Annotated in this window: 24 protein-coding genes and 1 tRNA gene; 9 read left to right on the plus strand and 16 right to left on the minus strand. The window is 66.5% G+C overall.

All coding sequences use genetic code 11. The annotated features are described in order from the left end of the window. Nucleotides 1–146 precede the first annotated feature (146 nt). From LRH25_RS03890 to LRH25_RS03910, 5 genes are read left to right on the plus strand one after another with little or no spacing between them, the layout of a single operon-like run. The gene (locus tag LRH25_RS03890) at nucleotides 147–647 is read left to right on the plus strand and encodes a MarR family winged helix-turn-helix transcriptional regulator (protein WP_231010201.1); all 501 of its coding nucleotides are present in this window, start codon (nucleotides 147–149) and stop codon (nucleotides 645–647) included. Continuing rightward, nucleotides 644–2,797, plus strand: coding sequence for an FUSC family protein (locus tag LRH25_RS03895; RefSeq protein WP_259373855.1), 2,154 nt, complete (start codon nucleotides 644–646; stop codon nucleotides 2,795–2,797). The genes LRH25_RS03890 and LRH25_RS03895 overlap by 4 nt, the downstream gene beginning before the upstream one ends. Further along, nucleotides 2,794–3,000, plus strand: coding sequence for a DUF1656 domain-containing protein (locus LRH25_RS03900; protein ID WP_231010202.1), 207 nt, complete (start codon nucleotides 2,794–2,796; stop codon nucleotides 2,998–3,000). Before LRH25_RS03895 ends, LRH25_RS03900 begins: the two co-directional genes overlap by 4 nt. Nucleotides 3,001–3,011: 11 nt before the next feature. Continuing rightward, nucleotides 3,012–3,953: an efflux RND transporter periplasmic adaptor subunit gene (locus LRH25_RS03905; protein ID WP_231010203.1), complete on the plus strand. Its 942-nt coding sequence runs from the start codon at nucleotides 3,012–3,014 to the stop codon at nucleotides 3,951–3,953. Nucleotides 3,954–3,957: 4 nt separating this feature from the next. After that, on the plus strand, nucleotides 3,958–5,424 hold the full coding sequence (locus tag LRH25_RS03910; protein ID WP_231010204.1) for an efflux transporter outer membrane subunit: 1,467 nt from the start codon (nucleotides 3,958–3,960) through the stop codon (nucleotides 5,422–5,424). Here the strand turns inward: LRH25_RS03910 and msrQ are convergent. From msrQ to LRH25_RS03935, 5 genes are all read right to left on the minus strand, one after another. After that, entirely contained in the window at nucleotides 5,414–6,091 is a 678-nt protein-coding gene (gene msrQ, locus LRH25_RS03915; RefSeq protein WP_141291621.1) for a protein-methionine-sulfoxide reductase heme-binding subunit MsrQ, read from the minus strand. The genes LRH25_RS03910 and msrQ overlap by 11 nt on opposite strands. Next, entirely contained in the window at nucleotides 6,091–7,092 is a 1,002-nt protein-coding gene (gene msrP, locus LRH25_RS03920; protein ID WP_231010205.1) for a protein-methionine-sulfoxide reductase catalytic subunit MsrP, read from the minus strand. The genes msrQ and msrP overlap by 1 nt, the downstream gene beginning before the upstream one ends. Before the next feature lie 118 nt (nucleotides 7,093–7,210). Then, nucleotides 7,211–8,596 (minus strand): c-type cytochrome biogenesis protein CcsB, encoded by a 1,386-nt coding sequence (gene ccsB / locus LRH25_RS03925; RefSeq protein WP_141288348.1) that lies wholly within the window; start codon nucleotides 8,594–8,596, stop codon nucleotides 7,211–7,213. Then, complete coding sequence (locus LRH25_RS03930) at nucleotides 8,593–10,755, minus strand: cytochrome c biogenesis protein ResB (RefSeq protein ID WP_231010206.1); 2,163 nt, start codon at nucleotides 10,753–10,755, stop codon at nucleotides 8,593–8,595. The genes ccsB and LRH25_RS03930 overlap by 4 nt, the downstream gene beginning before the upstream one ends. Nucleotides 10,756–10,879: 124 nt before the next feature. After that, nucleotides 10,880–11,512 (minus strand): c-type cytochrome, encoded by a 633-nt coding sequence (locus LRH25_RS03935; RefSeq protein ID WP_141288349.1) that lies wholly within the window; start codon nucleotides 11,510–11,512, stop codon nucleotides 10,880–10,882. 100 nt (nucleotides 11,513–11,612) lie between these two features. Between LRH25_RS03935 and yihA the strand changes: the two genes are divergently transcribed. Further along, the gene (gene yihA / locus LRH25_RS03940; protein ID WP_141288350.1) at nucleotides 11,613–12,386 is read left to right on the plus strand and encodes a ribosome biogenesis GTP-binding protein YihA/YsxC; all 774 of its coding nucleotides are present in this window, start codon (nucleotides 11,613–11,615) and stop codon (nucleotides 12,384–12,386) included. A gap of 65 nt (nucleotides 12,387–12,451) precedes the next feature. Here the strand turns inward: yihA and LRH25_RS03945 are convergent, their stop codons facing one another. The 11 genes from LRH25_RS03945 to LRH25_RS03995 form a co-directional block, all read right to left on the minus strand. Then, nucleotides 12,452–14,800, minus strand: a complete 2,349-nt coding sequence (locus LRH25_RS03945; protein ID WP_231010207.1) for a patatin-like phospholipase family protein — start codon at nucleotides 14,798–14,800, stop codon at nucleotides 12,452–12,454. A gap of 124 nt (nucleotides 14,801–14,924) precedes the next feature. Then, a complete protein-coding gene (gene groL, locus LRH25_RS03950; protein ID WP_141285722.1) occupies nucleotides 14,925–16,568 on the minus strand; it encodes a chaperonin GroEL in 1,644 nt (547 codons plus the stop codon). 51 nt (nucleotides 16,569–16,619) lie between these two features. After that, on the minus strand, nucleotides 16,620–16,910 hold the full coding sequence (groES, locus tag LRH25_RS03955) for a co-chaperone GroES (protein ID WP_141285720.1): 291 nt from the start codon (nucleotides 16,908–16,910) through the stop codon (nucleotides 16,620–16,622). 226 nt (nucleotides 16,911–17,136) lie between these two features. After that, on the minus strand, nucleotides 17,137–17,349 hold the full coding sequence (locus LRH25_RS03960) for a DNA gyrase inhibitor YacG (RefSeq protein WP_170200753.1): 213 nt from the start codon (nucleotides 17,347–17,349) through the stop codon (nucleotides 17,137–17,139). Nucleotides 17,350–17,414: 65 nt separating this feature from the next. Beyond that, nucleotides 17,415–18,170, minus strand: a complete 756-nt coding sequence (gene zapD / locus LRH25_RS03965; protein ID WP_141285718.1) for a cell division protein ZapD — start codon at nucleotides 18,168–18,170, stop codon at nucleotides 17,415–17,417. A gap of 37 nt (nucleotides 18,171–18,207) precedes the next feature. Continuing rightward, nucleotides 18,208–18,843 (minus strand): dephospho-CoA kinase, encoded by a 636-nt coding sequence (gene coaE, locus LRH25_RS03970; protein ID WP_141285716.1) that lies wholly within the window; start codon nucleotides 18,841–18,843, stop codon nucleotides 18,208–18,210. Between the two features lie 70 nt (nucleotides 18,844–18,913). Beyond that, nucleotides 18,914–19,840: a prepilin peptidase gene (locus tag LRH25_RS03975; RefSeq protein ID WP_141285714.1), complete on the minus strand. Its 927-nt coding sequence runs from the start codon at nucleotides 19,838–19,840 to the stop codon at nucleotides 18,914–18,916. Between the two features lie 3 nt (nucleotides 19,841–19,843). Beyond that, nucleotides 19,844–21,064 carry a type II secretion system F family protein gene (locus LRH25_RS03980; RefSeq protein ID WP_141285712.1) on the minus strand — a complete coding sequence of 407 codons (1,221 nt, stop codon included), beginning with the start codon at nucleotides 21,062–21,064 and terminating at the stop codon, nucleotides 19,844–19,846. A 123-nt stretch (nucleotides 21,065–21,187) separates the two neighbouring features. Next, nucleotides 21,188–22,909, minus strand: a complete 1,722-nt coding sequence (pilB, locus tag LRH25_RS03985; RefSeq protein WP_141285710.1) for a type IV-A pilus assembly ATPase PilB — start codon at nucleotides 22,907–22,909, stop codon at nucleotides 21,188–21,190. A 280-nt stretch (nucleotides 22,910–23,189) separates the two neighbouring features. Then, nucleotides 23,190–23,266: transfer RNA gene (locus LRH25_RS03990), tRNA-Pro, on the minus strand. A 115-nt stretch (nucleotides 23,267–23,381) separates the two neighbouring features. Continuing rightward, nucleotides 23,382–24,323: a polyprenyl synthetase family protein gene (locus LRH25_RS03995; protein ID WP_141285726.1), complete on the minus strand. Its 942-nt coding sequence runs from the start codon at nucleotides 24,321–24,323 to the stop codon at nucleotides 23,382–23,384. 325 nt (nucleotides 24,324–24,648) lie between these two features. Here LRH25_RS03995 and rplU point away from each other — a divergent pair, with 325 nt between their 5' ends. The 3 genes from rplU to cgtA all read left to right on the plus strand — a co-directional run bounded on the left by rplU (nucleotide 24,649) and on the right by cgtA (nucleotide 26,497). Next, nucleotides 24,649–24,960 (plus strand): 50S ribosomal protein L21, encoded by a 312-nt coding sequence (gene rplU / locus LRH25_RS04000; RefSeq protein ID WP_141285708.1) that lies wholly within the window; start codon nucleotides 24,649–24,651, stop codon nucleotides 24,958–24,960. A 28-nt stretch (nucleotides 24,961–24,988) separates the two neighbouring features. Next, the gene (rpmA, locus tag LRH25_RS04005) at nucleotides 24,989–25,246 is read left to right on the plus strand and encodes a 50S ribosomal protein L27 (protein ID WP_141285706.1); all 258 of its coding nucleotides are present in this window, start codon (nucleotides 24,989–24,991) and stop codon (nucleotides 25,244–25,246) included. Between the two features lie 171 nt (nucleotides 25,247–25,417). Continuing rightward, nucleotides 25,418–26,497 (plus strand): Obg family GTPase CgtA, encoded by a 1,080-nt coding sequence (gene cgtA / locus LRH25_RS04010; RefSeq protein ID WP_141285704.1) that lies wholly within the window; start codon nucleotides 25,418–25,420, stop codon nucleotides 26,495–26,497. The last annotated feature ends 3 nt before the right edge of the window (nucleotides 26,498–26,500 follow it).

A 26,500-nucleotide genomic window follows, 5' to 3' on the forward strand; every position in this document is an offset into this window, starting at 1 on the left:
ACATCGCGGGCTAACCCTGTGCTCATTCGAACTAGGGGGTAGACAAAAACCCAGTGCCGTACGGGGCTGTAGCGTCCCCGTTATAGTAATTAGCAAGCTAACTATCTATTGGCCCGTGCCGCTTCCGGCCCGGCGCCTTGCTTGCCATGACTGCTGCACCGACGCGCGCTGCCTCACAGATGAAGTTCGGCATTGCGCTGGGTGTGCTCCAGCGGAGCTACCGCGCTGCGGCCGACAAGGCGGTGGCGCACGTTGGCCTGTCGCATGCGATGGCCTGGCCGCTGATGATCATTGGGCGGCTCGGGGGCCATGTGCGGCCTGGCGTGGTGGCCGACATGCTGGGCATCGAGGCGCCTTCGCTGGCGCGTTCCGTGGACCAGTTGGTGGAGGCCGGGCTGGCGGAGCGCCACAGCGACCCGGCCGACGGCCGGGCCAGGACACTGCATCTCACGGCCGCCGGGCATGCTGCCTGGGAGCAGATCGAAGCGGCGCTGACCACGTTTCGTGGCGAGCTGTTTGCCGGGCTGTCCGAAGAGGACCTCTCCGCCTGCCTTCGGGTCTTCGACACCCTGGGCGAGCGCCTGGGCTGCAGCGTGCCGGTGATGCCAGGCAAGCCGCGCGCGCGGCGCAAGGACGACGCGGCATGACGGCCTCGGTGCCCGAGCCACGTTGGCGTGGCACGCTGCTGTGGTGGCCGCGGCTGCTGGGTTCGATCACGCGGGCCGAGCTGGTCTTCTCGCTGAAGTGTTTTGCCGCCGCGATGCTGGCGATGTATGTGGCCAGCCGGGCCGGGCTGCCGCGGCCGTTCTGGTCCATGCTGACGGCCTATGTGGTGGCCAACCCGATGGCTGGCGCGGTGCGCTCGAAGGCGCTGTACCGCTTCTGCGGCACCTTGATCGGCAGCACTGCAACGGTGTTGATCGTGCCGGCGCTGTCGAACACGCCGGAGCTGACCGCACTGGCGCTGGCGCTGTGGGTGGCGTTGTGCCTGTACGTTTCGCTGCTGGATCGCACGCCCCGCGCTTATCTTTTCATGCTGGCGGGCTACACCGCGGCCTTGATCGGCTTCCCGTCGGTCGAGACGCCCACCGCCATCTTCGACACCGCGCTGGCCCGCGTCGAGGAGATCGGCCTGGGCATTCTCTGCGCGTCGCTGGTGCACAGCCTGTTGCTGCCGACCGGCCTGGCGCCGGCCGTGCTGGGCCTGCTGGACCGCACCGCGCGCGACAGCCGGCAGTGGCTGCACGACGTGCTGCGGGCTGACGCAGGCGAGGGCGCCGCGCGCCAGACCTTCGACGCCGACCGCCGCCGGCTGGCAGCCGATGTGACGCAGCTGCGCATGCTGTCCACCCACGTGCCTTTCGACACCTCGCACCTGCGCTGGACCAGCGGCGCGCTGGCCGCGATGCAGCACGCCACCGCGGCGCTGACCTCGCTGCTGGCGGCGGTGGACGACCGGCTGCAGGCATTGCGCGAGGCCGAAGGCGACCTGGCGCCGGACGTGCAGGCGATGACCGCGCGGGTGGACGCCTGGGTGCAAACACTGCCGTCGCGCATCTCCGAGACCGCCTCGCCGGTGGACGAAGCGCAGGTGCAGGCGCTGCTGGCCGACGTGCGGGCACTGGGGGTCTTGGCGGGCGAGACGCCTTTGCCAGCCTGGTCGCATGCCCTGCGCCTGGCGCTGGCGAGCCGGCTGGAGGAACTGGTGCTGGCCTGGCAGCGCTGCGCCGAGCTGCGCGACGAGATTGGCCGAGGCCTGGGGGGTGCGCCGGTGCCCACGCGGCGCCTGCCGGCGCTGGGCGCACAGGCCTTGCACCGCGACCGCGGGCTTGCGCTGCTGTCTGCCACCGCCGCGGCGCTGGCGGTGCTGGCCTGCTGCGCGATCTGGATCGCCACCGGCTGGCGCAGCGGCTCGGCGATGGCGATGATGGCCGCGGTCTTCTGCAGCTTCTTCGCGACCATGGACGACCCGGTGCCGATGATCCACGGCTTCCTCAAAGGCACGCTGTGGTCGGTGCCGTTGGCGGCGGCCTATGTGCTGGCCATGCCGCTGGTGCAGGACTTCGGCATGCTAGTGCTGCTGTGCGCGCCGGTGTTCCTGCTGCTGGGCTGCTTCATCCCGCGGGCCACGCCGGGCAACCTGGCGATGCCCATCCTGTTTGGCGTGGCTGGCGCCTTGTCGATGCACGACACCGCCACCGCCGATCTGGTGAACTTCGCGAATTCGATGCTGGCCCAGGTATTGGGTGTGGTGGCCGCGGCGCGCATGACCGCGCTGGTGCGCTCGATTGGCGCCGACGTGGTGGCCCGCCGCATCCAGCGCGCCAGCTGGCGCGAACTGGCCGAGCTGAGCGCACCGGCCGGCGCGGGCAGGCGCCAGTTGCGCGAAGACAGCTACGCGGCGCGTCTGCTGGACCGCATCGGCCTCTTGGCGCCGCGCATTGCGCAGGCCGGTGGCCGCATCGAGGGTGTGGTGACAGACGACGCGCTGCGCGACCTGCGCGCCGGGGCCGACATCGTCGCGCTGCAGCGCGCCCGCTCGGCGCTGCCCAAAGGGGCTCGCGCCGCGGTGCTGGCCCAGGTGGCGGCGTTTTTCGAGGCGCTGCAGGCGGGCCGGCGCGAGCGACCGGCTGCGCTGCAGCAGCAGCTGGACGCGGCGCTGCAAGGTGTGTTGGCCGAACCAACCCGCTTGCCCGGCGAACAGGCGCGCGCGGTGGCCGCGCTGGTCGGCCTGCGGCGCAACCTTTGCCCGGGTGCGCCGCCGCCCCAAGGTTTGACGATGGAGATGTCCCGATGATTGGCGAGGCGCATGTCTACGGGCTTTACCTGCCCTGGCTGATGCTGCTGTGCGGCGCCGCGCTGGGCGCCCTGTGGGGCGTGCGGCGGGTGCTGGCGGCCACGGGGCTGTACCGCTGGGTTTGGCACCCCGCCTTGTTTGACCTGGCGCTGTATGCGCTGCTGGTGTGGGCGCTCAGCCGTCTCACCGTCTTGATGCAATGAACGAGGCTTTGATGAACAAGCACTGGCTTTCTTCCCGCGTGGCCGTGCCGGTGTTGCGCGTTGGCGTCACGCTCGCCGCGGTGGCCGCCGCGAGCTGGGCGGTGCTGCAGCTGTGGGACCACTACGAGCTGGCACCCTGGACCCGGGATGGGCGCGTGCGGGCCAATGTGGTGCAGATTGCACCAGATGTGTCCGGCCTGGTGACCGCGGTGCCGGTGCAGGACAACCAGGCGGTGAAGGCCGGCCAGTTGCTGTTCGACGTGGACCCGGTGCGCTATGAGCTGGCGCTGAAGCAGGCGCGCTCGGCGCTGGCCGCGCAGCGCGTCGTGCTGGCCCAGGCCGGCCGCGAGGACCAGCGCAACGCCGGGCTGGCCTTGTTGATCTCGCAGGAGCAGCGCGAGCAGACGCGCATGCGCGTGGAGCAGGCGCAGGCCGCGGTGGCCCAGGCCGAGCTGGCCGTCAGCGCGGCGCAGCTGAACCTGGAACGCGCGGCGGTGCGCGCGCCGGTGGACGGGCTGGTCACCAACCTGGACCTGCGCGCCGGCGCCTATGCCTCGGCCGGCCACGCCGCGCTGGCGCTGGTGGACCAGCGTTCGCTGTACGTCGAAGGGTATTTCGAGGAGACGCAGCTGCCACGCATCCACGTGGGCGACCGCGTGCGCGTCACGGCCATGGGTGGCAGCCGCGCGCTGCCCGGCGTGGTTGACAGCATTGCCGCCGGCATTGCCGACCACGACCGCTCGACCAGCGCCAACCTGCTGTCCAGCGTGAACCCCAGCTTCAACTGGGTGCGGCTGGCGCAGCGCATTCCGGTCAAGGTCAAGCTGGACCCGTTGCCTGCCGACGTGCGGCTGGTCGCAGGGCAGACCGTCACGGTGCAGGTGCTGGAAGTGGCGCCGGTTGCTGCGCCAGCGCGCACCGCCAATGCTGGCCCGGCGGATTCGCGGAGCTGAACCCATGCGCAGCTTGTTGATCCCCTTTTTGCTGTCAGCCTTGCTGGCCGCCTGCAGCCACACGCCGGTCGGGCCGGACTACGTGCTGCCCGCGCAGTCGCTGGCTGCGCAACCCGCGGCGGCGGCGCAGTTCAACGAGGCGGCCAAAACCGCCGGTGCGTCGTTCACGACGACGCCGCTGCCGCCGCACTGGTGGCGGCTGTACGACGATGCGCGGCTCGACGAACTGGTGCAGCGTGCACTGGCCCACAACACCGACCTGCGCCAGGCCACGGCCAACCTGGAGAAGGTGCAGGCGCAGGCCGATGAAGCGGGTGCCGCGCGGGGCGTGAGTGCGGCGCTGAGCGGTGGCCCGTCGTTTGGCCACGCCTCGGGCCTGTCCTACCTGCAGAAGGGCTACGTGCCGCCCAACCACTTCAGCGCGAGTGCGGGCGTCGCGCTGTCCTACCAGCTGGACCTGGTGGGCCAGTTGCAGCGCAGCATCGAGGCCGCGGAGGCGAACACCGGCGCGGCAGAGGCCGGGCTGGACCTGGCGCGCGTCAGCGTGGTGGGCGCGACCACGCGGGCCTATGCGCAGGCCTGCTCGGCCGGGCTGCGCTGGCAGACTGCGCAGCACTCGGTGCAGCTGCAGCGCGAGGCCTTGGACGTGGCTGGCCAGTTGCAGCGCGCCGGCCGTGTCGGCATGCTGGACCTGAACCGCGCGAAGGCGCAGCTGGAACAGCTCAACGCTGCGATGCCGCCGCTGCAGGCCGAGCGCGAAGCGGCCTTGCTGCGGCTGGCGACGCTGACCGGTGCGCTGCCGGGCGACCTGCCGGCCGGCGTGGCCGACTGCGCCGCGCCGCCGCAGGTCATGCAGGCGCTGCCCGTGGGCGACGGCGCCGCGCTGCTGCGCCGCCGGCCCGATGTGCGCCAGGCCGAGCGTGAACTCGCCGCGGCGACCGCGCGCATTGGCGTCGCCACCGGCGAGCTGTACCCGCACATCACGCTGGGCCTGTCGGCCTCGTCGGCGGGCCCGGCGCCGGACTTCGGCCACAGCGATTCGCTGGCCTGGGGCCTGGGCCCGCTGATCTCGTGGACGGTTCCGAACACCGGCGCGGTGCAGGCCCGCATCGCGCAGGCCGAGGCCGGCACGCGCGGTGCGCTGGCGAAATTCGACGGCACCGTGCTGACGGCCTTGCGCGAAACCGAAACCGCGCTGAACGCCTATGCCCGCGAGCTGGATCGTCGTGCGGCCTTGACGGCTGCGCGCGAGGCCGCAGCCAAGGTGGCACAGCAGTCCGCCCAGCTTTACCGCGGTGGCAAGACCGGTTACCTCGATGCGCTGGACGCAGACCGTTCGCTGGCCAGTGCGGACGCAGCGCTGGCCGCGTCCGAATCGCAGTTGGCCGACGACCAGGTGCAACTGTTCATGGCCCTCGGTGGCGGCTGGGAGGCTTTGCCTGCCTCGCCAGTCGCCAGCGTCAAGCCATGACCGGCCGGCGGCTGCGCAGCCAGCGCCACACGCGCCAGCCCAGAAGGAAGAAGATGACCGTGGCGTAGACCGCGACTTCTGCGAAGTTGTGCTTGCTGGCGCGCAGCCAGAAGAAGTGCAGCAGGCCGCCCAGCGCAATCGCGTACATGGTCTTGTGCAGCGCCTGCCAGCGTTTGCCGCCCAGGCGCTTGATGGCTGCGTTGAACGAGGTCAGCGCCAGCGGCAGCATCGCCAGCCAGGCGGCAGTGCCAACGAGGATGAAGGGCCGCTTGGCCACGTCGTGCAGCAGCGCCTGCAGGTCCAGGTTCTGGTCGAACCAGGCGTATGAAAGCCAGTGCAGCGTGCCGTAGAGAAAGGTCGCGACACCCAGGTTGCGGCGCCAGCGCACGATGCTGTTGAGGCCTGTCCATTGGCGCAGCGGGGTGATGGCCAGCGTGACGCAGAGCAAACGCAGCGTCCAGTCACCCAGGCCGCGGATCAGCGCCTCGGTGGGGTTCGGTCCCAATTGGTTCTGGATGGCGCCCCAGAGCAGCAGCCCGGCCGGCATGGCCAGCAACAGCCACAGCAGCGGCTTGACGACCGGGTGCAGCAACCAGCCATTGAGCCGCGGCACCAGGCCCTTAGGCGGCGCGCGGCGCGCGGCCGTAGAAACGCCTGTCGCCGCCATCAGAAGTTCTTCTTCAGGTCCATGCCGGCGTACAGCGATGCCACCTGGGCTTCGTAGCCGTTGAACATCAGCGTGGCGCGCTTCTTCGCGAACAGCCCGTCTTCGCCAATGCGGCGCTCGGTGGCCTGGCTCCAGCGCGGGTGGTCGACCTGTGGATTGACGTTGGAGTAGAAGCCGTATTCGGATGGCGCCGAGCCTTCCCAGCTGGTGGTGGGTGCCTTGTCCATGAAACGGATCCTGACGATGGACTTGGCACTCTTGAAGCCGTATTTCCAGGGCACGGCCAGCCGCAGCGGCGCGCCGTTCTGGTTCGGCAGCACTTCGCCGTAGAGGCCGAAGACCATCATCGCCAGCGGGTGCATCGCTTCGTCCATGCGCAGGGCTTCGACGTAAGGCCAGTCCAGCACGCCAGCGCGCAGGGCGGGCATCTGCTTCGGGTCTGCCAGGCTGGTGAATTCCACGAACTTGGCGCTGCCCAGCGGCTGGGCTTTCTTGATGATCTCGGACAGCGAATAGCCGACCCACGGAATGACCATGGACCAGCCTTCCACGCAGCGCAGCCGGTAGACCCGCTCTTCCATTGGCGCCAGTTTCAGCAGCGCATCCAGGTCCAGCGTCAGCGGCTTGGCGACCATGCCTTCGATGCTCACCGTCCACGGCCGCGGCTTCAGGCTGCCGGCGTTGCGGTTCGGGTCGGACTTGTCGGTGCCGAACTCGTAGAAGTTGTTGTAGGTGGTGACGTCGCCATAAGCCGTCAGCTTGTCGTTGACCAGCGCGCCTGCGACACCGCTGCGTGCACCGGGCAGCTTGGCCAGCTTGCCCGGCGGCGTGGCGGGCATGCCTTGCGCGAAGGCTTCGCGCTGCGCCCAGCTGGCCAGGCCCAGGCCGGCGGCCCCCGCGGCCGTGCGCTGCAGCCAGGCCCGGCGCGAGTGGTAGAGCTCGGGAGAGGTGATTTCCGAGGGCAGCGGGTCGTGCGGGCCGCGGGTACGGATCAAGGGCATGGCGAACTTCCGAAAGCGAGTGCGAGGTCAGCATCAGTCGGGATGACTGCGCCGGACCTTACAGCTTTCGGATGGATCGTGCTGCGGGCGGGTGGTTCCCCTCAGCCAGTCGCCACGTTCACAACTCTCCGTAGGAGTGCAGGCCGCTGAGGAACATGTTCACGCCGAGGAAGGCGAAGGTCGTGACGACCAGGCCGCCCAGCGCCCACCAGGCCGAGCCGGCGCCGCGCAGGCCCTTCATCAGCCGCATGTGCAGCCAGGCGGCGTAGTTCAGCCAGACGATCAGGGCCCAGGTTTCCTTCGGGTCCCAGCTCCAGTAGCCGCCCCAGGCTTCTGCGGCCCAGAAGGCGCCCAGCACGGTTGCAATGGTGAAAAACGCGAAGCCGACTGCGATGGCCTTGTACATCAGGTCGTCCATCAGCAGCACGCTGGGCGTGCGGGCGTTGATGGGCCGGCGCAGTGCGACCATGATGGCGAAGAACAGGCCGGTGCCGCCGATCAAGCGTGCCGCCTTGGCGGCGGCGCCGGCTGCGGCCGGGTCACTGCCGCCCACCGCGTAGCCGGCGACCAGCACCAGCACCGCAGCCGGCAGCGCCACCAGGCCAAGCCACAAAGCCTTGGCGCTGGCTTCCTTCAGCACGCAGGCCAGGGCCACCATGGCCGACAGCGAGAAGGTGCCGTAGCCGATGAAGTTGGCCGGCACGTGCAGCTTCATCCACCAGCTTTGCAGCGCGGGCACCAGCGGCTGGATTTCCTGCGCTTCGCGCGCCACCGTGTACCAGAGCAGGAAGCCGACCGCGGCACTCACCACCAGCATCACGAAGCCACCCAGCGCGCGCACCTGGGCGTGCAGCTTGTAGTGGGCTTCGAAGTAGAGGTAGAACAGCGTGGTCAGCCAGCAGAACAGCACGAAGACTTCGTACAGGTTGCTCACCGGGATGTGGCCGATGTCCGGGCCGATCTGGTGGCTCTCGAACCAGCGCACCATGGTGCCGGTCAAGGCCATGAAGACAGCGGCCCAGGCCAGGCCGGAGCCGATGCGCTGGCCCACGGCGTTGCCGCCTTCTGCCTTGCCCAGGAAGCCCAGCCAGTAGAAGATCGTGCTCATGAAAAAGAGCACGCTCATCCACAGGATGGCGCTCTGGCTGGAGAGGAAATACTTGAGCCAGAAGACTTGGTCGGCGGCGGCCAGGTCGGCGCCGAAGCCGTCGGTGTGGCGGTTGTAGAGCGAGATGGCCAGCAGGCTGGCCAGGCCCACGGCCAGCGCCAGCGCGCGCAGCGGGCGCCAGAACCAGCCCAGCGCGATCAGCGCCGGTGTGGCGCCAGCCAGGATGCCACGTTCGTAGCCGTCCATTGACGCGCCGTAGCGCTGGAACGCATAGCCTGCGCCGCCCAGCACCAGCAGCGCATAGAGCCAGTCCAGCAAGCTGCGGCCGGCGAGCCAGCCGGACTTGCCCATGGGCAGCGACGCCAGGGGCGCATTGCCGGTCGTGGTGGTGTTCATGGCGTGTCTCCAATGACAGCGGGTTCGGCGGCGGCGGATGCGCCGAGCAAGTCCTGGCGCAAGGCAGTGAATTCTGCATCCACGTCCAGTGTGCGCCTTGGCGTGGACAGGGCAATCAGCATGCGGCTGCCAGGGTTGGCTTCGCCAGCGCCGTGCAGCCAGACCCAGAGCCGGCGTTCGCGCACGTAGAGCATCGCAAACACGCCGATGATCAGCAAGACTGCGCCGAGGTAGACAAGGGTCTTGCCGGGTGCGCGGGCGACCTGGAACACGCTGGCCTGGCGCTGCTGGAAGTCCTGCAGCTCCAGCAGCACCGGGGCCGGGTAGAAAAAGCTGTCGGACAGCGAGATGACGGCCAGGGCCATGAAGCTTTGTGCCGCCGCTTCGCTGCCCAGCGGTTTCAAGCCTGCCTGTTCGCGGGCGATGTCGTTGAGTTCGTACAGCGCGCTGTTGAGGATGCGCAGCAGCACGTCGGCCACGCGGGCGCGCTCGGCCTGGGGCACGCTGTCGTCAATGAACTGGCTCAGCGCGACCAAGCCGGCGCTGGGCTGGGCGCCGGGTGTGCTCTTCTTGCTGGCGGGCTCTACGCCAGCGAACAGGGCCAGCGCGCGTGCGCTGGTCACGCGCAGCTGCTCGATCATTTCGGGCTTGTCGGCCGGTGCGGCCTGCCTGGCGTAGCGGCTTGCCGCCTGTTCGCGCAATGCCGTGTCGCCCAGCGCCTGGCGCAGCCGCAGCCAGCCGTCCAGGCTGCCTTGTTCGTCGACCGGCAGGCGCAGGTAGCGGAAACTGTCGGCCGGCGTGTCGCGCACGCCGACGACAAACACCCGCTGGCCGTCCAGCTCGATGGGCACCATGTAGTTGCTGAACTCGCGTGCCTGGCCGCTGGCGTCGCGCAGCTTGTAGGTGATGGACGGGCCGACGTTGTGCAGCTGCTTGGCCTTGTCGGGGCTGACGCCACTGCCCAGATGCTTGTTCAAGGTGCTGCCCAGGTCAACCTTGCGCACATCAGTGCCGGCACCTTCTGCGGCGCCGAGGTTTTCGACGTTGATGACGCGCAGCCCGGTGACTTCCAGCGTCAGCGGGGACTTGCCCTGCTGCAGCGGCACGCTGTCGCCGACGCGGGTGTTGATCTCGAAGGGCTGGCCGCCGGCCTGCAGCGGCAAGGCCTTGAGCTTCAGCGTCGAGCCTCCGTCCTCGAAACTGCTCTGGTAGATCGCCACGCCGTGGTGGGTGACGGGTTCGTTGACCTTGACCGTGGCCTCGACCGGCGGGCTGCCGTCGTGGTCGTGCAGCACGATCTGGCTGGCGAACAGCCGCGGCATGCCGGTCTCGTAGTACTCGACCATGAAGCGCTTGAGCTCGACGTCGAAGTCCAGGTCCTGCAGCACGATGCCGTCCGGCATCTGCAGGATGGCGGTGCCGCTGCGTGCGCCCTCGGGCACCATCAGGTTGCCGCGGAAGGTCGGGTTGCCGGCGGGCAAGCGGTGCTCGGGCGGCACGTCGCGGATCAGCCCACCGCCTTCGAAGGTGCTTTTGCCGGTCAGCGCCATCTGCGCCTTGACCACCAGGTCACCGTCGAAAAGGCCACCCAGGCAGATCAGCACGATGGCCGAATGGGCCGACAGGTAGCCCAGCTTGTTGACCCGGCCCTTGCGCGCCGCGACCATGGTGCCGCCGGCACGCACCTGGGCCTTGGCCTGCCAGCCGTGGCGGGCCAGCACGGCCGACACATGGTCCAGCGCTGCCTGGCCTTGCAGCGCGATGCCGCCTTCGGCCTTGTGATGGAAGGCTTTGAGCGACTGCTCGCGCACGCCTTCCTTGAAGCTGCGCAGGTCGGCCAGGATCTTGGGTGCGTTGCGCGCGATGCACAGGCTGGTGGAGGTGACCAGGAAGGCCAGGATCAGCAGGAACCAGGGCGCGCTGTAGACGGTGAACAGGCTGACATGGCCGAACAGCTCGGCCCAGAAGGGACCGAACTTGTTGACATAGTCCGGCAGCTGCTCGCCCTGCTTGACCACGGTGCCAATGACCGAGGCAATGCAGATCACGCACAGCAAGGTGATGGCAAAGCGCATCGAGGCCAGCAGAGCCAGCGTTTCGCGGCGCGTGGTGGCGAAGCGGCTGTTGGCAGCGTCGGGAGAGGGAACGGTGGCGTTCATCGGGAAAGGTGCTGCGAAAGAGGTCTGGCTCGCCGATGTGAAAAGGGCCGGTCATGGACCGGCCCGGGCGACGGGGTCGTTGCGGGCCGGCGCGTGCGGGTCTGCTCGCGCCTGGGGCCCGGCTTCAGCGCAGGCCGGCGATGTAGTCTGACACGGCCTTGATTTCCTTGTCGCTCATTCGAGAGGCCACGCCGGCCATCGGCACGCTGTTGGGCCGCGCGCCGCTGCGGAAGTTGTTCATCTGGATTTCGACATAGTCGGCATGCTGGCCGGCCAGGCGGGGGTATTGGGCCGGGATGCCGGCGCCATTCGGGCTGTGGCAGCCGGCACAGGCGGGCACGTTCTTCTCGGCAATGCCGCCGCGGTAGATCTTCTGGCCCAGTTGGACCGTGTCCGGATTCTTCGCGGCGCCTGGCTTGGCGGTCTTGCCGGCGTAGAACGCGGCGACGTTGCGCATGTCCGACTCGCTGAGCGTGGCGGCCATGCCGTTCATCACCGCGCTGGGCCGCTTGCCGGCCTTGAACTCGGTCAGCTGCTTGTAGAGGTAGTCGGCATGCTGGCCCTGCAGGATCGGATTCGCGGGGCTGCCGCGCGACCCGTCTGCCGTGTGGCAGGCGGCGCAAACCGTGGACGAGATTTCCGAGCCTCGCACCAGATCGATCTTGGCTGGTGCCGCACTGGCCTCAGCAGCGAACGCAGGGGCCGCGAGCAAGGCGGCGAGCACGACGGAGCTGGCGACGGCGACGGAAGTCTTCATCGGAAAGGGCCTCGGGTTTGGGTTGTCTCGGATTTTGATTCTTCGTGCAGGTTCCAGGCATGACGCCCGGCAACAAAACCAATGAATCTTACAATGCTCCATGACTGCTTCCCTCCGCAAAGACGCGAAGCCGCCCAGTGCGGAAGCCCTCGCTGCACTGGCATGGGCCCACAGCGCCCGCTTCCTGACCACCGCCAGCCAGCTTGACCAGTTGCCGCAGGGCGACCTGGGCGAAATCGCCTTCGTCGGCCGCAGCAATGCCGGCAAGTCGACCTCGATCAACGCGCTGGCACAGCGACGGCAATTGGCCTTCGCATCCAAAACCCCGGGCCGTACCCAGCACATCAACCTGTTTGCGCTCGGCCCCAAGGACGAACCCGACGCCTACCTGGCCGACTTGCCAGGCTACGGCTACGCAACGGTGAACCGGGAGGCCAAGGTCCGCTGGCAGCGGGTGATGGCCGACTACCTGGAGGTGCGACGGAACCTGACCGGCGTGGTGCTGCTGGTCGACAGCCGGCTGGGGCTGACGCCGCTGGACGAAAGGCTGCTGAATTTCATCTCGCCGCGTGTCGTGAACGGTGCGGTGAAGCTGCTGGTGGTCCTGACCAAGGCCGACAAGCTCAACCGCAAGGAGCAGCAGGCTTCGCTGGCCAAGGTGCAGGACGCGCTGGCCTCGGTCGTGACCGACGCGTCGGACGTCGGCATCCTGCTGTTCTCGGCGCCCAAGCACATCGGCCTGCACGATCTGGCCGAGACGCTGCACGGCTGGATGCATCCGGTGGGCGATGCGGATGCCGTTGACAAGACCGATGCATCCAGCACCGCAGCCGAAACGACCGCCGAACCGGCACCGCCGTCCGACGAGGCCTGAGCCAAGCAGCCGGCGCCGGGCCGCACCAAGGCGGCTGCGCGACCCGCTAGGCGGGTGGTCCATGTCTAGGGCCGGCCGACGAACAGCACCAGGCCGGCCTCGCCGCGTGGCGCCCAGGTGAGGCCCAGGTACATCGGCCCCAGGCCGGTGTCGGCACCAAGGTACAGGCTGCCGCCCTGACGCAGGCCGCCTTTGCGCATCTCGTGGGTGTCCAGCCAGGCATTGCCGGTTTCCAGCGAGGCGCCGACGAAAAATCCGCGGGCGAACACCGGCGTTTCGGCCAGCCGCATGTACCAGCCCAGCCGGCCGAGCAGCACCACGTTGCCGGTCAGCTGGCCGACCTGGTAGCCCGAGAGCTGCTGGAAGCCGCCCAGCGAATAGCGGCCAACCGGCGACAGCCGGTCCTCGTTCGAGCCGCGCGCCATCAGGTGCAGGTTCAGCGTCTGGTTACCCCAGGTGCTGGCCGTGGTGGCCTGGGTTTCCAGGCGCAGCAGCTTGCGCGTGCCGTCGTCATGCCGCTTGCCAACAAAGGCCTCGGCCTCGGCGCGGTAGCCGCGCTGCGGGAAGTTGGCGAAGTCCAGCTGGTCCATCACCACCCGCAGCCGCAGGCCGGCTTCCTGCCAGGCCTGGGGTGTGTAGAGCGTGTCGGCCAGGTCGTTGCGCAGCAGCAGCTGGTTGCGGCCTGCGCGGTAGTCCAGCCCGAAGCGCAACTCGCCCAGGCTGCCCCAGGGCTGGCCCAGGTCCAGCCCGGCGCGCGCCACCGAACGCTGCACTTCGCCGATCTTCTCGCCGCCGTTGTCCTCGAACAGCGAGAGGTTGCGGCGCTCGGCGCTGGCCGAGGCGGCCACGAACCAGTCGTTCGACAGGCCCAGCGTCCATTTCAGTGGGTGGTACAGCTCGGTGGACACCTGTGGCACCTCGCCGATCTGCAGCCGGTTGCGCCATTCGGTGCCGTTGTCGGTCAGCCAGTGGCGGTTGTGGCTGACCTTGACGTTGAAGGCGCTGCGGCCATCGAAGTCGGTCGACAGGTCCAGGCCGATGTTCAGGTAGTTCGGGCCCCAGGGCTTGTCTTCGAGGTCGAAGACCAGGCCGTCGCCGCGCTCGTTGCTGTGCACCAGCCGGTAGTCGGCGCGCACATAGTCGCCGCTGGCGGCCAGGTACTGGGTGTCGGCCTCGGCCTTTTGCGGGTCGAAGGCCTCGCCCTGGTGCGACTGGAGCTGGGGCTCAAGGCGCTGCGGGTTGGTGGCGGTGGTGCCTTCGAAGGCGACGAACTGCAGGGTGCTGGGCGGCTGCGCAGCGGGGCTGCGGTGCGCGCGCCAGTCGGCATATTGTTCGGCCGTCAGCGCGAGGGCCCGCAGCGGTTCGGCCAGCGCTTCGGTGGCGCCGTCGCCCAGCGTGATCAGCGCCTTGGCGCTGTCGAAGTCGCCCGAGCTCAGTTTGCCCAGGTCCGGCGCGATCAGCAGGTCCTGCTTGCCCAGCGTGGCCAGGCTGCGGTGCACGTTCTGCTCGGTCAGGATGTTGATCATCTGCGCCGTCAGGCCGATGGCCGAGTTCAGCGTTTCGCGGCCGGCCAGCGGCGTGCCGATGTTGACGGCGATCACCACGTCCACGCCCATCGCCCGCACCACGTCGACCGGCAGGTTGTTGACCAGGCCGCCATCGCCCAGCACGCGGCCTTCCACCTCGCTGGGCGGGAACAGGCCGGGCACGCTCATGCTGGCGCGCAGCGCCATCGCCAGGTCGCCCTGGTCCAGGATGACCAGCGCGCCGGTTTCCATGTCGGTGGCGACCGCGCGGAACGGGATCGGCAGCTGGTCGAAGTCCTGCACCGCGCGCACCGGCAAGGTGTAGCGGCGCAGCAGGGTTTCCAGGCCGCGGCTGGAGACGGCGCCTTGCGGCGCACGGAACTCTCCGTCGCGGTAGCCCAGCTCGATGGCAGTCGAGAGGTCGAAGTCCTCTTCCTTGCGCCGCTGGGAGAGCTGCTGGCGGCCCACGCGCTGGGCGAACAGCCGGCTCCAGTTGACCTTGTTGAATTCGGCTTCGATGGTGTCCGCCGGCATGCCGCTGGCATACAGCCCGCCGACCACCGCGCCCATCGAGGTGCCGGCAATCGCATCGATGGGCACCTGCGCGCGCTCCAGCGCCTTCAGCACGCCAACGTGGGCCAGCCCGCGCGCGCCGCCGCCCGAAAGCACCAGGCCGATGCGCAACCGTGGCAGGGCGGCGGGGGCTTGCGCTGCCGGCACGCCCTGGGCCAGCGTTCGGGCTTCGGCCGGTGTGCCCGGCGAACCGCTTGCCGTGCTGGCGCTGCGCGTTGGCTCGGGCTGCACTGCCTGCGCTGCGGCGAGGGCTGCAGACGAGGCGCCAATCACACCGACCAAGGGCAACAGCAGGGACAACAGCGCACGCGTCATGCGGCGGATTGTGGCGTGGTGCGCCGTGTGTCCGGGCGGCACCGGGTGCGGCGACACAACAAAAAAGGCCACCCGAAGGTGGCCTTGCATGCTTGCGAGAGCGGGGACGCTCAGGCAGGACAGCTTACATGTCCATGCCCATGCCGCCCATGCCGCCCATGCCGCCGCCGGGCATCGAAGGCGCGTCGTCCTTCGGGGCTTCGGCGACCATGCATTCGGTGGTCAGCATCAGCGAAGCGACCGAAGCGGCGTTTTGCAGCGCGGTCCGGGTCACCTTGGTCGGGTCCAGGATGCCCATTTCGATCATGTCGCCATAGGTGTCGTTCGCGGCGTTGAAGCCGTGATTGCCACTGCCAGCCAACACGGCGTTGATCACCACGCTGGGTTCGCCACCGGCGTTCGACACGATTTCGCGCAGCGGGGCTTCGATCGCCTTCAGGATCAGCTTGATGCCGGCGTCCTGGTCAGCGTTGTCACCCTTGATGGTGCCTGCCGTCTGGCGGGCGCGCAGCAGGGCCACGCCGCCACCGGCGACGATGCCTTCTTCAACGGCGGCACGGGTCGCGTGCAGCGCGTCTTCCACGCGGGCCTTCTTTTCCTTCATCTCGACTTCGGTGGCAGCACCGACCTTGATGACGGCAACACCGCCGGCCAGCTTGGCCACGCGTTCTTGCAGCTTTTCACGGTCGTAGTCGCTCGAAGCTTCTTCGATCTGCACGCGCACTTGCTTGACGCGGGCTTCGATGTCGGCAGCGGCACCGGCACCATCGATGATGATGGTGTTTTCCTTGCCCACTTCGACGCGCTTGGCCTGGCCCAGGTCGGCCAGCGTGACCTTCTCGAGCGACAGGCCGACTTCTTCGGCGATGACCTTGCCACCGGTCAGGATGGCGATGTCTTCCAGCATGGCCTTGCGACGGTCGCCAAAGCCCGGGGCCTTGACGGCGACGACCTTCAGGATGCCGCGGATGGTGTTGACCACCAGGGTCGCCAGCGCTTCGCCATCGACTTCTTCAGCGATGATCAGCAGCGGACGGCCAGCCTTGGCCACTTGTTCCAGGGTCGGCAGCAGATCGCGGATGTTCGAGATCTTCTTGTCGAACAGCAGGACAAACGGGTTGTCCAGCAGTGCGGCTTGCTTTTCCGGGTTGTTGATGAAGTAGGGCGACAGGTAGCCGCGGTCGAACTGCATGCCTTCGACGACGTCGAGTTCGCTGTCCAGCGACTTGCCGTCTTCGACGGTGATGACGCCTTCCTTGCCGACCTTGTCCATCGCTTCAGCGATGATGCGGCCGACTTCGGAATCGCTGTTGGCCGAGATGGTGCCGACTTGCGCGATTTCCTTGGAGGTCGTGGTGGCCTTGGAGGCCGCCTTCAGCTGGGCGACCAGGGCGGTGACCGCCTTGTCGATGCCACGCTTCAGGTCCATCGGGTTCATGCCGGCGGCCACGTACTTCATGCCTTCGCGCACGATGGCTTGCGCCAGCACGGTGGCGGTGGTGGTGCCGTCACCGGCGTTGTCAGAAGTCTTGGAAGCAACTTCCTTGACCATCTGCGCGCCCATGTTCTGCAGCTTGTCCTTCAGCTCGATTTCCTTGGCCACCGAGACACCGTCCTTGGTGACGGTGGGGGCGCCGAAAGAGCGCTCCAGGACCACGTTGCGGCCCTTGGGGCCCAGCGTGACCTTGACCGCATTGGCCAGGATGTTCACGCCTTCAACCATGCGGGTGCGGGCGTCAGAGCCAAAGATCACGTCTTTTGCTGCCATTTGTATTCTCCGAATTCAGTTCAGTAAGAGGTGTGTGCAGAGGGAGAAGGATTACTTCTCGACGACGGCAAACAGGTCTTCTTCGCGCATGACCATCAGCTCTTCGCCGTCGACCTTGACCGACTGGCCAGAGTACTTGCCGAACAGCACGCGGTCACCGACCTTGACGTTCAGGACGATGAAGTCGCCCTTGTCGTTGCGCTTGCCCGGGCCAACGGCCAGGACTTCGCCTTGATCAGGCTTCTCGGCGGCGTTGTCAGGGATGACGATGCCGGAGGCGGTCTTGGTTTCTTGTTCCAGGCGCTTGACGATCACGCGATCGTGCAACGGACGAAGTTTCATGGCATCTCCTAAATGCAGTGGCTTTGAGCGAGGAAGGCAACACCGGCAAAGGGCGCTGCATCACATCAGGTGCTCAGGAACGCCGGCCAGGAAGGCCGGCGCCAGAACTGTTAGCACTCGACTTGGTTGAGTGCTAATCCCATTATAGGCACCGTCTGCCGGGTTTCAAGAGCAGGCGAGTGCCCGGGTGTGACGAAAACCGGCCTGAGGTCGGTGCGTGGCCGGCTCAGGGCTCCGGCTCTTCGCTGCTGGGCTTGGTCGGCACCCTGTAGCCTTCATTGGCCCAGGCGCCGAAATCATGGCCCTGGCAGCGGGCGCTGCAGAAGGGCCGGAAGGCGTTCGCAGGCGAATACAGCGTGCGCTCGCCGCAGGCCGGGCAGTTGACCTCGATGGCCTTGGCGGCAACGGAGGATGGGGGGCTGGATTTGGGCTGGTTCACGGCAGGCGCCGGCGGTGCTTGCAAGTGCAAGGGCGAGGCGGAAACGAATGACGAAGCGATGGGACTCAGGCGCAGAGCGAGAGTTCAAACGCGGTGTCCTGCGCGGCGGGGCGCAGGCGGCCCTCGGCGTCGGCCCGCATCAGCCGCACCGAGACCATCAGGCGGTGGCCGCTGATCTCTGGCACCAGGTCCACCCCGTCGTCCAGCCGCACTCGCAGCAGCTGGTAGGTGCGGCCCTGGGGCAGGGTTTGCTGGTACTGGCCGCCCTGGGCCACGACCTTGTGCGGCATGCCGGCGTCCCGCAGCAGGCCCAGCAACACGTGCAGCGCTTCGCCCAGCGGCCACAGGTGGCTGAGCCACTGGGCGAGGTCGGCGCGGCGTCGATCAGGGCTGTGCTGCTGCCAGGCGAAGTAGGCCGGCAGGTCGAACTCGCAAGTGCCACCAGGAATGCTGATGCGGCTGCGGATGCTCATCAGCCACTCGTTGGTGGTCAGCGCTTGCCCCGCCTTGCCCGCGAACTGGTTCAGGCCGTTGAAGGCATGGTCGATGCGAGCCACGACTTCGTCCAGCGCGGCTTCCGACACATGCGGGTTGCCGCGATAACTTTGCAGCTGCGCCTTGTGGCGCTCCAGTTCCTTGAGCAGGTCGGATTTCAGGTCGGCCCGCGAGGCCACGTCCATGATCTCGAACAGCGTGACCAGGGAGAAATGATGGTCGACCGCTTCGTCACGCGGCACCAGGGTGTTCAGTCGGCCGAACAGGTGTTCGAGCCGCAGCATCGTGCGGATGCTTTCGTTGAACGGGTATTCGTAGAGGACCAAAAGGCGCTTTCCGGGCGGTTGGCTGGCGGCGATTGTTTCACACCCCGGGCGCAGCGGCCGGACCGAAAAAACCTTGCTGCCAGAGTGCGTCCAGCTCGGCCTGCAATTGCGCCAGGCTCAGCCCGTCGTTGAGGATCACGGCATCGGCGATGGCGCGGCGCTCTGCCCGCGTGGCCTGCAGCGCGATCACGCGCTGCACCTCCTGCGCAGGCCAGCCGGAACGGGCCATGACGCGTCGGATTTGTGTCGCCTCGCTGCAGTCGATGACCAGCACCTTGTCCACCCGGCCACGCCAATGGGCCGACTCGGCCAGCAGCGGCACGTCGAACACCAGTGGCTGGCCAGGTTCTGCCTGCGCGGCCTGGCGTGCCGTCTCGGCCTGGATCAATGGGTGCAGGATGTGCTCAAGCGTCTGCTTGGCTTGCAGCGCTTCCGGGGCCTGGCCAAAGGCCAGCTGGCGCATGCGGGCGCGGTCCAATGCGCCATGTTCATCGACCATGTCGGCACCAAATGCCGCGGCGATGGCGGGCAGCGCAGCGCCTTGTGGCGCGGTCAACGCGCGCGAGATTGCATCGGTGTCGATGACCTTGGCGCCGCGGGCCGAAAGCAGCGCGGCAACGGTGCTCTTGCCGCTGCCGATGCCGCCGGTCAAGCCCACGCGCACAGCGCTCACTGGCGCACCCTGCGGCCTGCGGCCGGTCCCGCCGGGCGGGAATGAGACCCTTCGGGCGGCCGTGCGGGGCTCACTGCCCTATCCAACCCAATACCGTTTCGGTGCCCGCCAGCATCAGCACCAGTCCGCCACCGGCGAGGAACGGGCCGAACGGCACGTAGCGCCCTTCGCGCAAGGTGTCGCTGAGCTTCATGCCGATGCCGACCACCGCGCCGATCACCGAAGCCATCAGCACGATGGGCAGGATGGCTTTCCAGCCCAGCCAGGCCCCCAGCGCGGCCAGCAGCTTGAAGTCGCCGTGGCCCATGCCTTCCTTGCCTGTCGTCAGCTTGAACAGCCAGTACACCGACCACAGCGACAGGTAGCCCACGACGGCACCCCAGAGTGAGGTGCTGAGCGGCAGCGTCCACTCCAGCGCTGCGGCGCACAGACCGGCCCACAGCAGCGGCAGCGTCAGCGCGTCCGGCAGCAAGGTGGTGTCCCAGTCGATGGCAGTCAGCGCGACCAGCGTGGCGGCCACGCCGCACCAGGCCAGCGCCACCGGTTGCGGGCCCACGCGCCAGGCAATGCCGGCGAACAGCAGGCCGGTGGCCAGTTCCAGCAGCGGATAGCGCACCGAAATGCGGGTGCCGCATGCGGAGCAGCGGCCTCGCAGCCGCAACCAGCTCACCAGCGGAATGTTCTCGTGCCAGCGGATCCTGTGCTGGCAGGCCGGGCAGCGTGAGGCGGGCTTGGAAAGCGTCAACCGGCCGAGCTTGTCCAGTTCCTGCTCAAGCTCACCCGATGTGGCGGCGAGTGGCTTGGGCGCGCCCCGTCCAAAAGTCCGCTGGAAAGACTCGCTGTCGCTCAGCTGCTGGGCCACGTCCCGCCACCATTGCCGCTCCATCATGCGCGGCAGGCGGTGCGCCACCACGTTCAGGAAACTGCCAATGCAAAGGCCCAACGCGCCCAGCACCCAGGGCGACAACCAGATCGCCCACTCTCCGGTCTGCGCCATGCGTCAGACCACCTGACCGAGCTTGAAGATGGGCAAGTACATCGACACGACGATGCCGCCAATGATGGTGCCAAGGAACACGATGATGATGGGCTCCATCAAGGTTGACAGCCCCTTCACCATCTCGTCGACTTCTTCTTCGTAGAACTCCGCGGCGCGTGCAAGCATGTCGTCTAGCGCGCCCGATTCTTCGCCGATGCCAGCCATCTGCAACACCATGTTCGGGAACACGCCGGTTGCGGTCATGGCCGAAGTCAGTGCGGTGCCGGAGGCGACGTCACGCTGAATCGCTTCGGTGGCGATGGCATAGACCTTGTTGCCTGCGGTGCCGCCAACCGAGTCCAGCGCCTCCACCAACGGGACACCCGCACCAAACAATGTCGAAAGGGTCCGGGTCCATCGCGCGATGATGGATTTCCGAACCAGCTCACCGAAGACCGGCATGCGCAGGAACAGGCGGTCCATGAAAAACTGGATTCTTTCCGAACGCCGCCAGGTGCGCACGAACATGTAGCCGCCGCCGAAGATGCTGCCGAAAATGGCCCACCAATAGGAGACGAAAAACTTGCTCATGGCGATCACCAACAGCGTGGGCGTGGGCAAGTCGGCGCCGAAGTTCTTGAACACGTCCTCGAAGGCCGGGATCACGAAAATCATGATCACCGTGACCACGATGAAGGCGACCACCAGCACCGACATCGGGTAGATCAGCGCTGACTTGACCTTCTGCTTCAGTGCCAGCGTCTTTTCCTGGTAAAGCGCCAGACGACCGAGCAGCAATTCCAGAATACCGCCAGCTTCGCCGGCCTCGACCAGGTTGCAGTACAGGGCATCGAAGTATTTCGGATGCCGGCGGAACGCAGCAGACAGGCTGGTACCTGTCTCGATGTCCGCACGGATGTCCATCAGCAGCCGGGTCAGCGTGGCATTGGTGCTGCCGCGGGCGACGATGTCGAAGGCTTGCAGCAAGGGCACCCCGGCCTTCATCATCGTCGCCAACTGGCGCGTGAAGATGGCAATGTCCTTGGGCTTGATGCTCTTGCCGCCGGAACTGCGGCGCTTCTTCACCTTGGTGACCAGCACGCCTTGCCGGCGCAGGCTGGCACTCACGGCGGCTTCTCCGCCGGCGCGCAATTCCCCGCGCACGACCTTGCCGTTGCGGTCCTTGCCTTCCCATTCGAAGGTGAAATCCTTGGCGCTTCTTGCTGCCGCTGCTGTAGCCATAAAGCCTCCGGCCGCTCCCGACGGTGTGATCAGTTGTAGTCGACGCCCGCAACGCGGGTGGATTCTCAGGACCCTGGCTTCGCCCGGTGCAAACCGGTGTTGCCTTGATTGTTTCGCGTGCCGCTATTCGTTGGTCGCGGCGATGACTTCTTCCAGCGAGGTTGCGCCCAACCTGACCTTCAGCAAGCCGGACTGGCGCAAATCGCGCACCCCATCTTCGCGAGCCTGTATCGCCAGATCGTTGGCCGAACCATTGGCCAGGATCAGCCGCTGAATCGCGTCAGTGATCGGCATGGCCTGGTAAATGCCCAGACGACCACGATAGCCATTGTTGCAGGCAGAGCAGCCCACGGCGCGGTAAGGGCGCCAAGTGCCGTCGAGTTCGCTTTCGGTGAAGCCTGCACGCAACAGCGCCGGCCTGGGGTAGTCGGCAGGCGCCTTGCAGCTTTCGCACAAGCGGCGTACCAGGCGCTGGGCGGTGATCAGCAACAGGCTGGACGCGATGTTGAAAGGCGCCACGCCCATGTTCAACAACCGGGTCAAGGTGGACGGTGCGTCGTTGGTATGCAGCGTGGACAGCACCAAGTGGCCGGTCTGCGCGGCCTTGATCGCAATGTCCGCAGTGTCCAGGTCGCGGATTTCGCCGACCATGATCACGTCCGGATCCTGGCGCAGGAAGGACTTCAGTGCCGAGGCGAAGTTCAGGCCAGCCTTGTCGTTGACATTGACCTGATTGATGCCGGGCAGGTTGATTTCCGCCGGGTCTTCCACGGTCGAGATGTTCACGCCCGGCTGGTTCAGGATGTTCAGGCAGGTGTAGAGCGACACTGTCTTGCCCGAGCCGGTTGGCCCGGTCACCAGCACCATGCCATAGGGCCGGTGCACCGCGTGCATCAGCCGCTCCTTTTCCTCCGGTTCATAACCGAGCGCCTCGATGCCCATCTTCGCGCTGGAAGAGTCGAGAATACGGATGACGATCTTCTCGCCGAACAGTGTGGGCAGCGTGCTGACCCGGAAGTCGATTGACTTGCTGCCAAAGCGCAGCTTCATCCGGCCATCCTGCGGCACGCGCTTTTCCGAGATGTCCAGCCGTGAAATGACCTTGATGCGGGACGCCAGCTTTTCCTTGATCGCAATCGGTGGTTGCGTGATCTCGCGCAACTCGCCGTCCACCCGGAAGCGCACGCGGTAATGGAATTCGTAGGGCTCAAAGTGCAGGTCGGAAGCGCGGAGATTGATCGCGTCGATCAACATCTTCTGCAGGAAGCGCACGACGGGCGCATCTTCGACCTCCGCGACTGCCTCCGGCGACGGCGAAGCGCCGCCCACCTCTTCTTCAGTGACATCGAATTCGAAGTCGGCAGAAGCAATCGTCTCCAGCGCCTGATTGGCCGAGGTGGTCTGCCCGTCCACCAGCTTGATCAGCTTGTCGTATTCGACGACCACCCATTCAGGCGAAAGCTGGGTCGCAAACTTGATGCGCTCGCTGGCTTCCTGGTCGGTCGGGTCGGCGCAGGCAAGGAACAGGCGACTGCCGCGCTTGCCCAGCGGCAAGATCTTGTACTGGCCAATCAGCTTGCTGTCGATGAAGGACTTTGGCAGCTTTTGCGTGTCAACTGCGTCCAGATCCAGCAGAGGCGCTGCAAGAGCCTGGGACAGCGACTGCGCCAGTGCCAGTGGCGTCATCGTGTTGCTGCCGATCAGTTCAGCGATGAATGAAAGCTTCTTTTCCTTGGCGCTGCGAACCAGTTCCTCGGCTTTGGCTGGCTGAAGCTTGCCGCCATGGACCAGTACACGTGCCACTCCTGACAAGAAGGCTTTGGAGGCGTCGGCAACAGTATCCACGGCTGAACGGCAAGAGGGCTACAACAAGAATGGGCCGGGCATCAACGCCCTTTGGCACGGTACTGTATATCGGCGGCTTTGCTGGTCAATGCAGCGAGAAAACCGGGCTCCAGTGGTCACAAGTTGTGACTGAACGCACGCAGGCGGCGAAGCGCTGCAACGGCAATGTGGGTCGGCAACGGGAATTGCCTCTTCGAGAGGGGGCATGATGCGGGCGCTCAAATGCAAAAAGCGCAGAAAGCTTGAACTTCCTGCGCTTTGGCAATGATTCACAGTGATTTGGTCGGGGTGAGAGGATTCGAACCTCCGGCCTCTACGTCCCGAACGTAGCGCTCTACCAGGCTAAGCTACACCCCGAAATGACCTGCTGCCAAAGCATTCCCTGTTGGCATCCGGGTTCGCAGCGCTTGGCATGCTGACCCTGATCGCCTCGTGCATCTCTGGTGATGCCTGCAGTTTCTGCCTGGTTCGCTCAAGAAGAGCGCTCAACCGATCGAGCAGATAATTCTAGCAGCAAATTCAGCGAGTTGGAAAGAGGCAGGGAAGAAAGGCTCAGGCGGGCCGCTTCGGCTTCGGTGCGGGCGGCGTCGCGCGTGGCTTCCAGTGCGCCAGTGCGGTGCACGATGCCGATGATGTCTTGCAGCCGTTCGACCTCGCCCTGTTCGATGGCGTGGCGGATCAAGTCGCGTTCTGCGGCGGAGCCTCGGCTCATGGCGATCAGCAACGGCAGTGTGGGTTTGCCTTCGCGCAAGTCGTCGCCCACATTCTTGCCGAGTGCAGTGGTCGTGCCTTGGTAGTCCAGCAGGTCGTCGACCAGCTGGAAGGCCGTACCCAGCGAGCGCCCGTAGTCGGCGCAGGCTTCTTCGATCTCGCGGGGTGCCTGGGCAATCACGGCGCCCAGGCGCGCGCTGGCCTCGAACAGCTTGGCGGTCTTGTAGCGGATCACGCGCAGATAGTCTTCGATTGCAACGTCTGGCTCATGCATGTTCATCAGCTGCAGCACCTCGCCTTCGGCGATGACGTTGGTCGCATCGGCCAGCACGTCGAGCACACGCATGCTGTTCACCGAAACCATCATCTGGAAGGCGCGTGAGTACAGGAAGTCGCCTACCAGCACGCTGGCGGCATTGCCGAACACCGCATTGGCAGTGTCCCGGCCGCGCCGCAGCGAAGATTCATCGACCACATCGTCGTGCAGCAGCGTGGCGGTGTGGATGAACTCGACTGTGGCCGCCAGTTCGTATTTGTGTGGGCCCTTGTAGCCCAGGGCGTCCGCGAACAGCAGCACCAGTCGGGGGCGGATGCGCTTGCCGCCGGCGCCGATGATGTAGTGGGAAATCTGTTCGATCAGCGCGACGTCCGAGGACAGCCGCTGCCGGATTACCTCGTCGACTTGGCGCATGTCATCGGCCATCGGGTCGAAGTCGATGTTGGGGGTGGGCAGCGTCGTGGAGGAGGGCGACATGAGGCGGGGGAGCGAACCCGATGACGGCAAAACCCGTCGATTATAGGAAGCGACCGGCGCAGCGTTGGCGGCCTCTGCCATTCGCGTGTCGGGCCCTTGGCAGCTTGGTGCTCGCTATGCTATGATCCCAAGCTTCGCCTCGGAATGGTCCGTGGCGATTGATGAGATGCGTTTGGCGGGTGTGGCGCCTCCTGGATTTGAGGCCTGTTGAGTTAACGGGTCTGATGTTCAGGGCATGCCAACAGGTCTTGCGCACTTCAAGCAAAGGGCACATATGTACGCGGTCGTAAAAACCGGTGGCAAGCAATACAAGGTTGCAGCCGGCGAAAAGATCAAGGTAGAACAGATTGCTGCGGACGTTGGCCAGGAAATCGTGATTGACCAGGTTTTGGCTGTCGGTAGCGGCGCAGATCTGAAGGTCGGGACTCCCCTGGTGAGCGGTGCAACAGTGGTGGCAACCGTGGTGGCCCATGGCCGTCACGACAAGGTTCGCATCTTCAAGATGCGCCGCCGCAAGCACTACCAGAAGCATGGCGGTCATCGCCAGAACTACACCGAGCTGGAAATCAGCGCGGTCAACGGCTGATTCAGCGCCTCAACAGGAGTTCTGAACCATGGCACAGAAAAAAGGCGGCGGTTCCACCCGGAACGGCCGCGACTCTCAACCCAAGATGCTGGGTGTCAAGGCCTTCGGTGGCCAAGTCATCTCGGCGGGCTCGATCATCGTGCGCCAGCGTGGCACCAAGTTCCATGCCGGCACCAATGTCGCGATGGGCCGTGACCACACGCTGTTCGCATTGGTCGACGGTACCGTTTCGTTCGCCGTCAAGGGCGCGCTGAACCGGCACACCGTGATCATCACGCCGCTGTAATCGCGCCACAGCCTTCGCCTTGGTCTGCCTCTGGCTGGACCAAGCGTCCAAAGCCCCGGCTTGCCGGGGCTTTTGTCTTGATGGGCCGGCGCGGGCACAGTGCCCGACATCGCTGGCGGCGAACCCAAGACACTCGGGCCGGTTTCGGCCCTCCGATACCATCCGAACACCATGAAATTCGTTGACGAAGCCACCATCGACATCGCCGCGGGCAACGGCGGCGCGGGCTGCGCGAGTTTTCGGCGCGAGAAATTCATCCCCTTTGGTGGACCAGACGGTGGCAACGGCGGCAAGGGCGGCAGCGTCTATGCCGTGGCCGACCGCAACCTGAACACGCTGATCGACTACCGCTATGCCCGCCGCCACGAAGCGCGCAATGGCGAGGCCGGCCGTGGCGCAGACTGCTTTGGCGCTGCTGCGGACGACATCATGCTGCGCATGCCCGTCGGCACCATCATCACCGACGTCGAAACCGGCCGCGTGATGGCCGAGCTGATCGACCCCGAAGAGCCGGTGCTGCTGGCCAAGGGTGGCGATGGCGGCTTCGGCAACCTGCACTACAAGACTAGCACCAATCGCGCCCCGCGCCAGCACACGCCGGGCTGGCCGGGTGAAGGCTTCAAGGTCAAGCTGGAACTGCGCGTGCTGGCCGACGTGGGCCTGCTGGGCATGCCCAATGCCGGCAAGAGCACGCTGATCACGGCAGTGTCGAACGCCAGGCCAAAGATTGCCGACTATCCGTTCACCACCTTGCACCCGAACCTGGGCGTGGTGCGCGTCGGCCCCGAGAAGAGCTTCGTGGTAGCCGACATTCCGGGCCTGATCGAAGGTGCTTCCGAAGGTGCCGGCCTGGGTCATCTGTTCCTGCGCCACTTGCAGCGCACGCGTTTGCTGCTGCATGTGGTCGACCTGGCGCCGTTCGACGACGAGGTCGATCCGGTCAAGCAGGCCAAGGCCATCGTCGAAGAGCTGCGCAAGTACGACCAGGCGCTGCACGACAAGCCGCGCTGGCTGGTGCTCAACAAGCTGGACATGGTGCCCGAAGACGAGCGTGCCAAGCGCGTGAAGGATTTCGTCAAGCGCTACAAGTGGAAGGGCCCCGTGTTCGAGATCTCGGCGCTGGCCCGTGACGGCCTGCAGCCGTTGATCCACGCCATCTGGGAGCATGTGGCCGCCGAACAGGTCAAGCCGCCGCCTGAGCCCGATCCGCGTTTCGACGCCGCTGCCGACACGACCGCTGCCGACGAGTGACCC

Origin of the sequence: Ideonella azotifigens, from assembly GCF_021043325.1 — a bacterium.
Classification (GTDB): Bacteria; Pseudomonadota; Gammaproteobacteria; order Burkholderiales; family Burkholderiaceae_C; genus Ideonella; species Ideonella azotifigens.

What these genes read in the sequence shown, in the direction of transcription:
- LRH25_RS03890 (WP_231010201.1), top strand. Translation starts at nt 147, where the DNA reads ATGACTGCTGCACCGACGCGCGCTGCCTCACAGATGAAGTTCGGCATT.
- LRH25_RS03895 (WP_259373855.1), top strand. Translation starts at nt 644, where the DNA reads ATGACGGCCTCGGTGCCCGAGCCACGTTGGCGTGGCACGCTGCTGTGG.
- LRH25_RS03900 (WP_231010202.1), top strand. Translation starts at nt 2,794, where the DNA reads ATGATTGGCGAGGCGCATGTCTACGGGCTTTACCTGCCCTGGCTGATG.
- LRH25_RS03905 (WP_231010203.1), top strand. Translation starts at nt 3,012, where the DNA reads ATGAACAAGCACTGGCTTTCTTCCCGCGTGGCCGTGCCGGTGTTGCGC.
- LRH25_RS03910 (WP_231010204.1), top strand. Translation starts at nt 3,958, where the DNA reads ATGCGCAGCTTGTTGATCCCCTTTTTGCTGTCAGCCTTGCTGGCCGCC.
- msrQ (WP_141291621.1), bottom strand. Translation starts at nt 6,091, where the DNA reads ATGGCGGCGACAGGCGTTTCTACGGCCGCGCGCCGCGCGCCGCCTAAG.
- msrP (WP_231010205.1), bottom strand. Translation starts at nt 7,092, where the DNA reads ATGCCCTTGATCCGTACCCGCGGCCCGCACGACCCGCTGCCCTCGGAA.
- ccsB (WP_141288348.1), bottom strand. Translation starts at nt 8,596, where the DNA reads ATGAACACCACCACGACCGGCAATGCGCCCCTGGCGTCGCTGCCCATG.
- LRH25_RS03930 (WP_231010206.1), bottom strand. Translation starts at nt 10,755, where the DNA reads ATGAACGCCACCGTTCCCTCTCCCGACGCTGCCAACAGCCGCTTCGCC.
- LRH25_RS03935 (WP_141288349.1), bottom strand. Translation starts at nt 11,512, where the DNA reads ATGAAGACTTCCGTCGCCGTCGCCAGCTCCGTCGTGCTCGCCGCCTTG.
- yihA (WP_141288350.1), top strand. Translation starts at nt 11,613, where the DNA reads ATGACTGCTTCCCTCCGCAAAGACGCGAAGCCGCCCAGTGCGGAAGCC.
- LRH25_RS03945 (WP_231010207.1), bottom strand. Translation starts at nt 14,800, where the DNA reads ATGACGCGTGCGCTGTTGTCCCTGCTGTTGCCCTTGGTCGGTGTGATT.
- groL (WP_141285722.1), bottom strand. Translation starts at nt 16,568, where the DNA reads ATGGCAGCAAAAGACGTGATCTTTGGCTCTGACGCCCGCACCCGCATG.
- groES (WP_141285720.1), bottom strand. Translation starts at nt 16,910, where the DNA reads ATGAAACTTCGTCCGTTGCACGATCGCGTGATCGTCAAGCGCCTGGAA.
- LRH25_RS03975 (WP_141285714.1), bottom strand. Translation starts at nt 19,840, where the DNA reads ATGGCGCAGACCGGAGAGTGGGCGATCTGGTTGTCGCCCTGGGTGCTG.
- LRH25_RS03980 (WP_141285712.1), bottom strand. Translation starts at nt 21,064, where the DNA reads ATGGCTACAGCAGCGGCAGCAAGAAGCGCCAAGGATTTCACCTTCGAA.
- LRH25_RS03995 (WP_141285726.1), bottom strand. Translation starts at nt 24,323, where the DNA reads ATGGCCGATGACATGCGCCAAGTCGACGAGGTAATCCGGCAGCGGCTG.
- rplU (WP_141285708.1), top strand. Translation starts at nt 24,649, where the DNA reads ATGTACGCGGTCGTAAAAACCGGTGGCAAGCAATACAAGGTTGCAGCC.
- rpmA (WP_141285706.1), top strand. Translation starts at nt 24,989, where the DNA reads ATGGCACAGAAAAAAGGCGGCGGTTCCACCCGGAACGGCCGCGACTCT.
- cgtA (WP_141285704.1), top strand. Translation starts at nt 25,418, where the DNA reads ATGAAATTCGTTGACGAAGCCACCATCGACATCGCCGCGGGCAACGGC.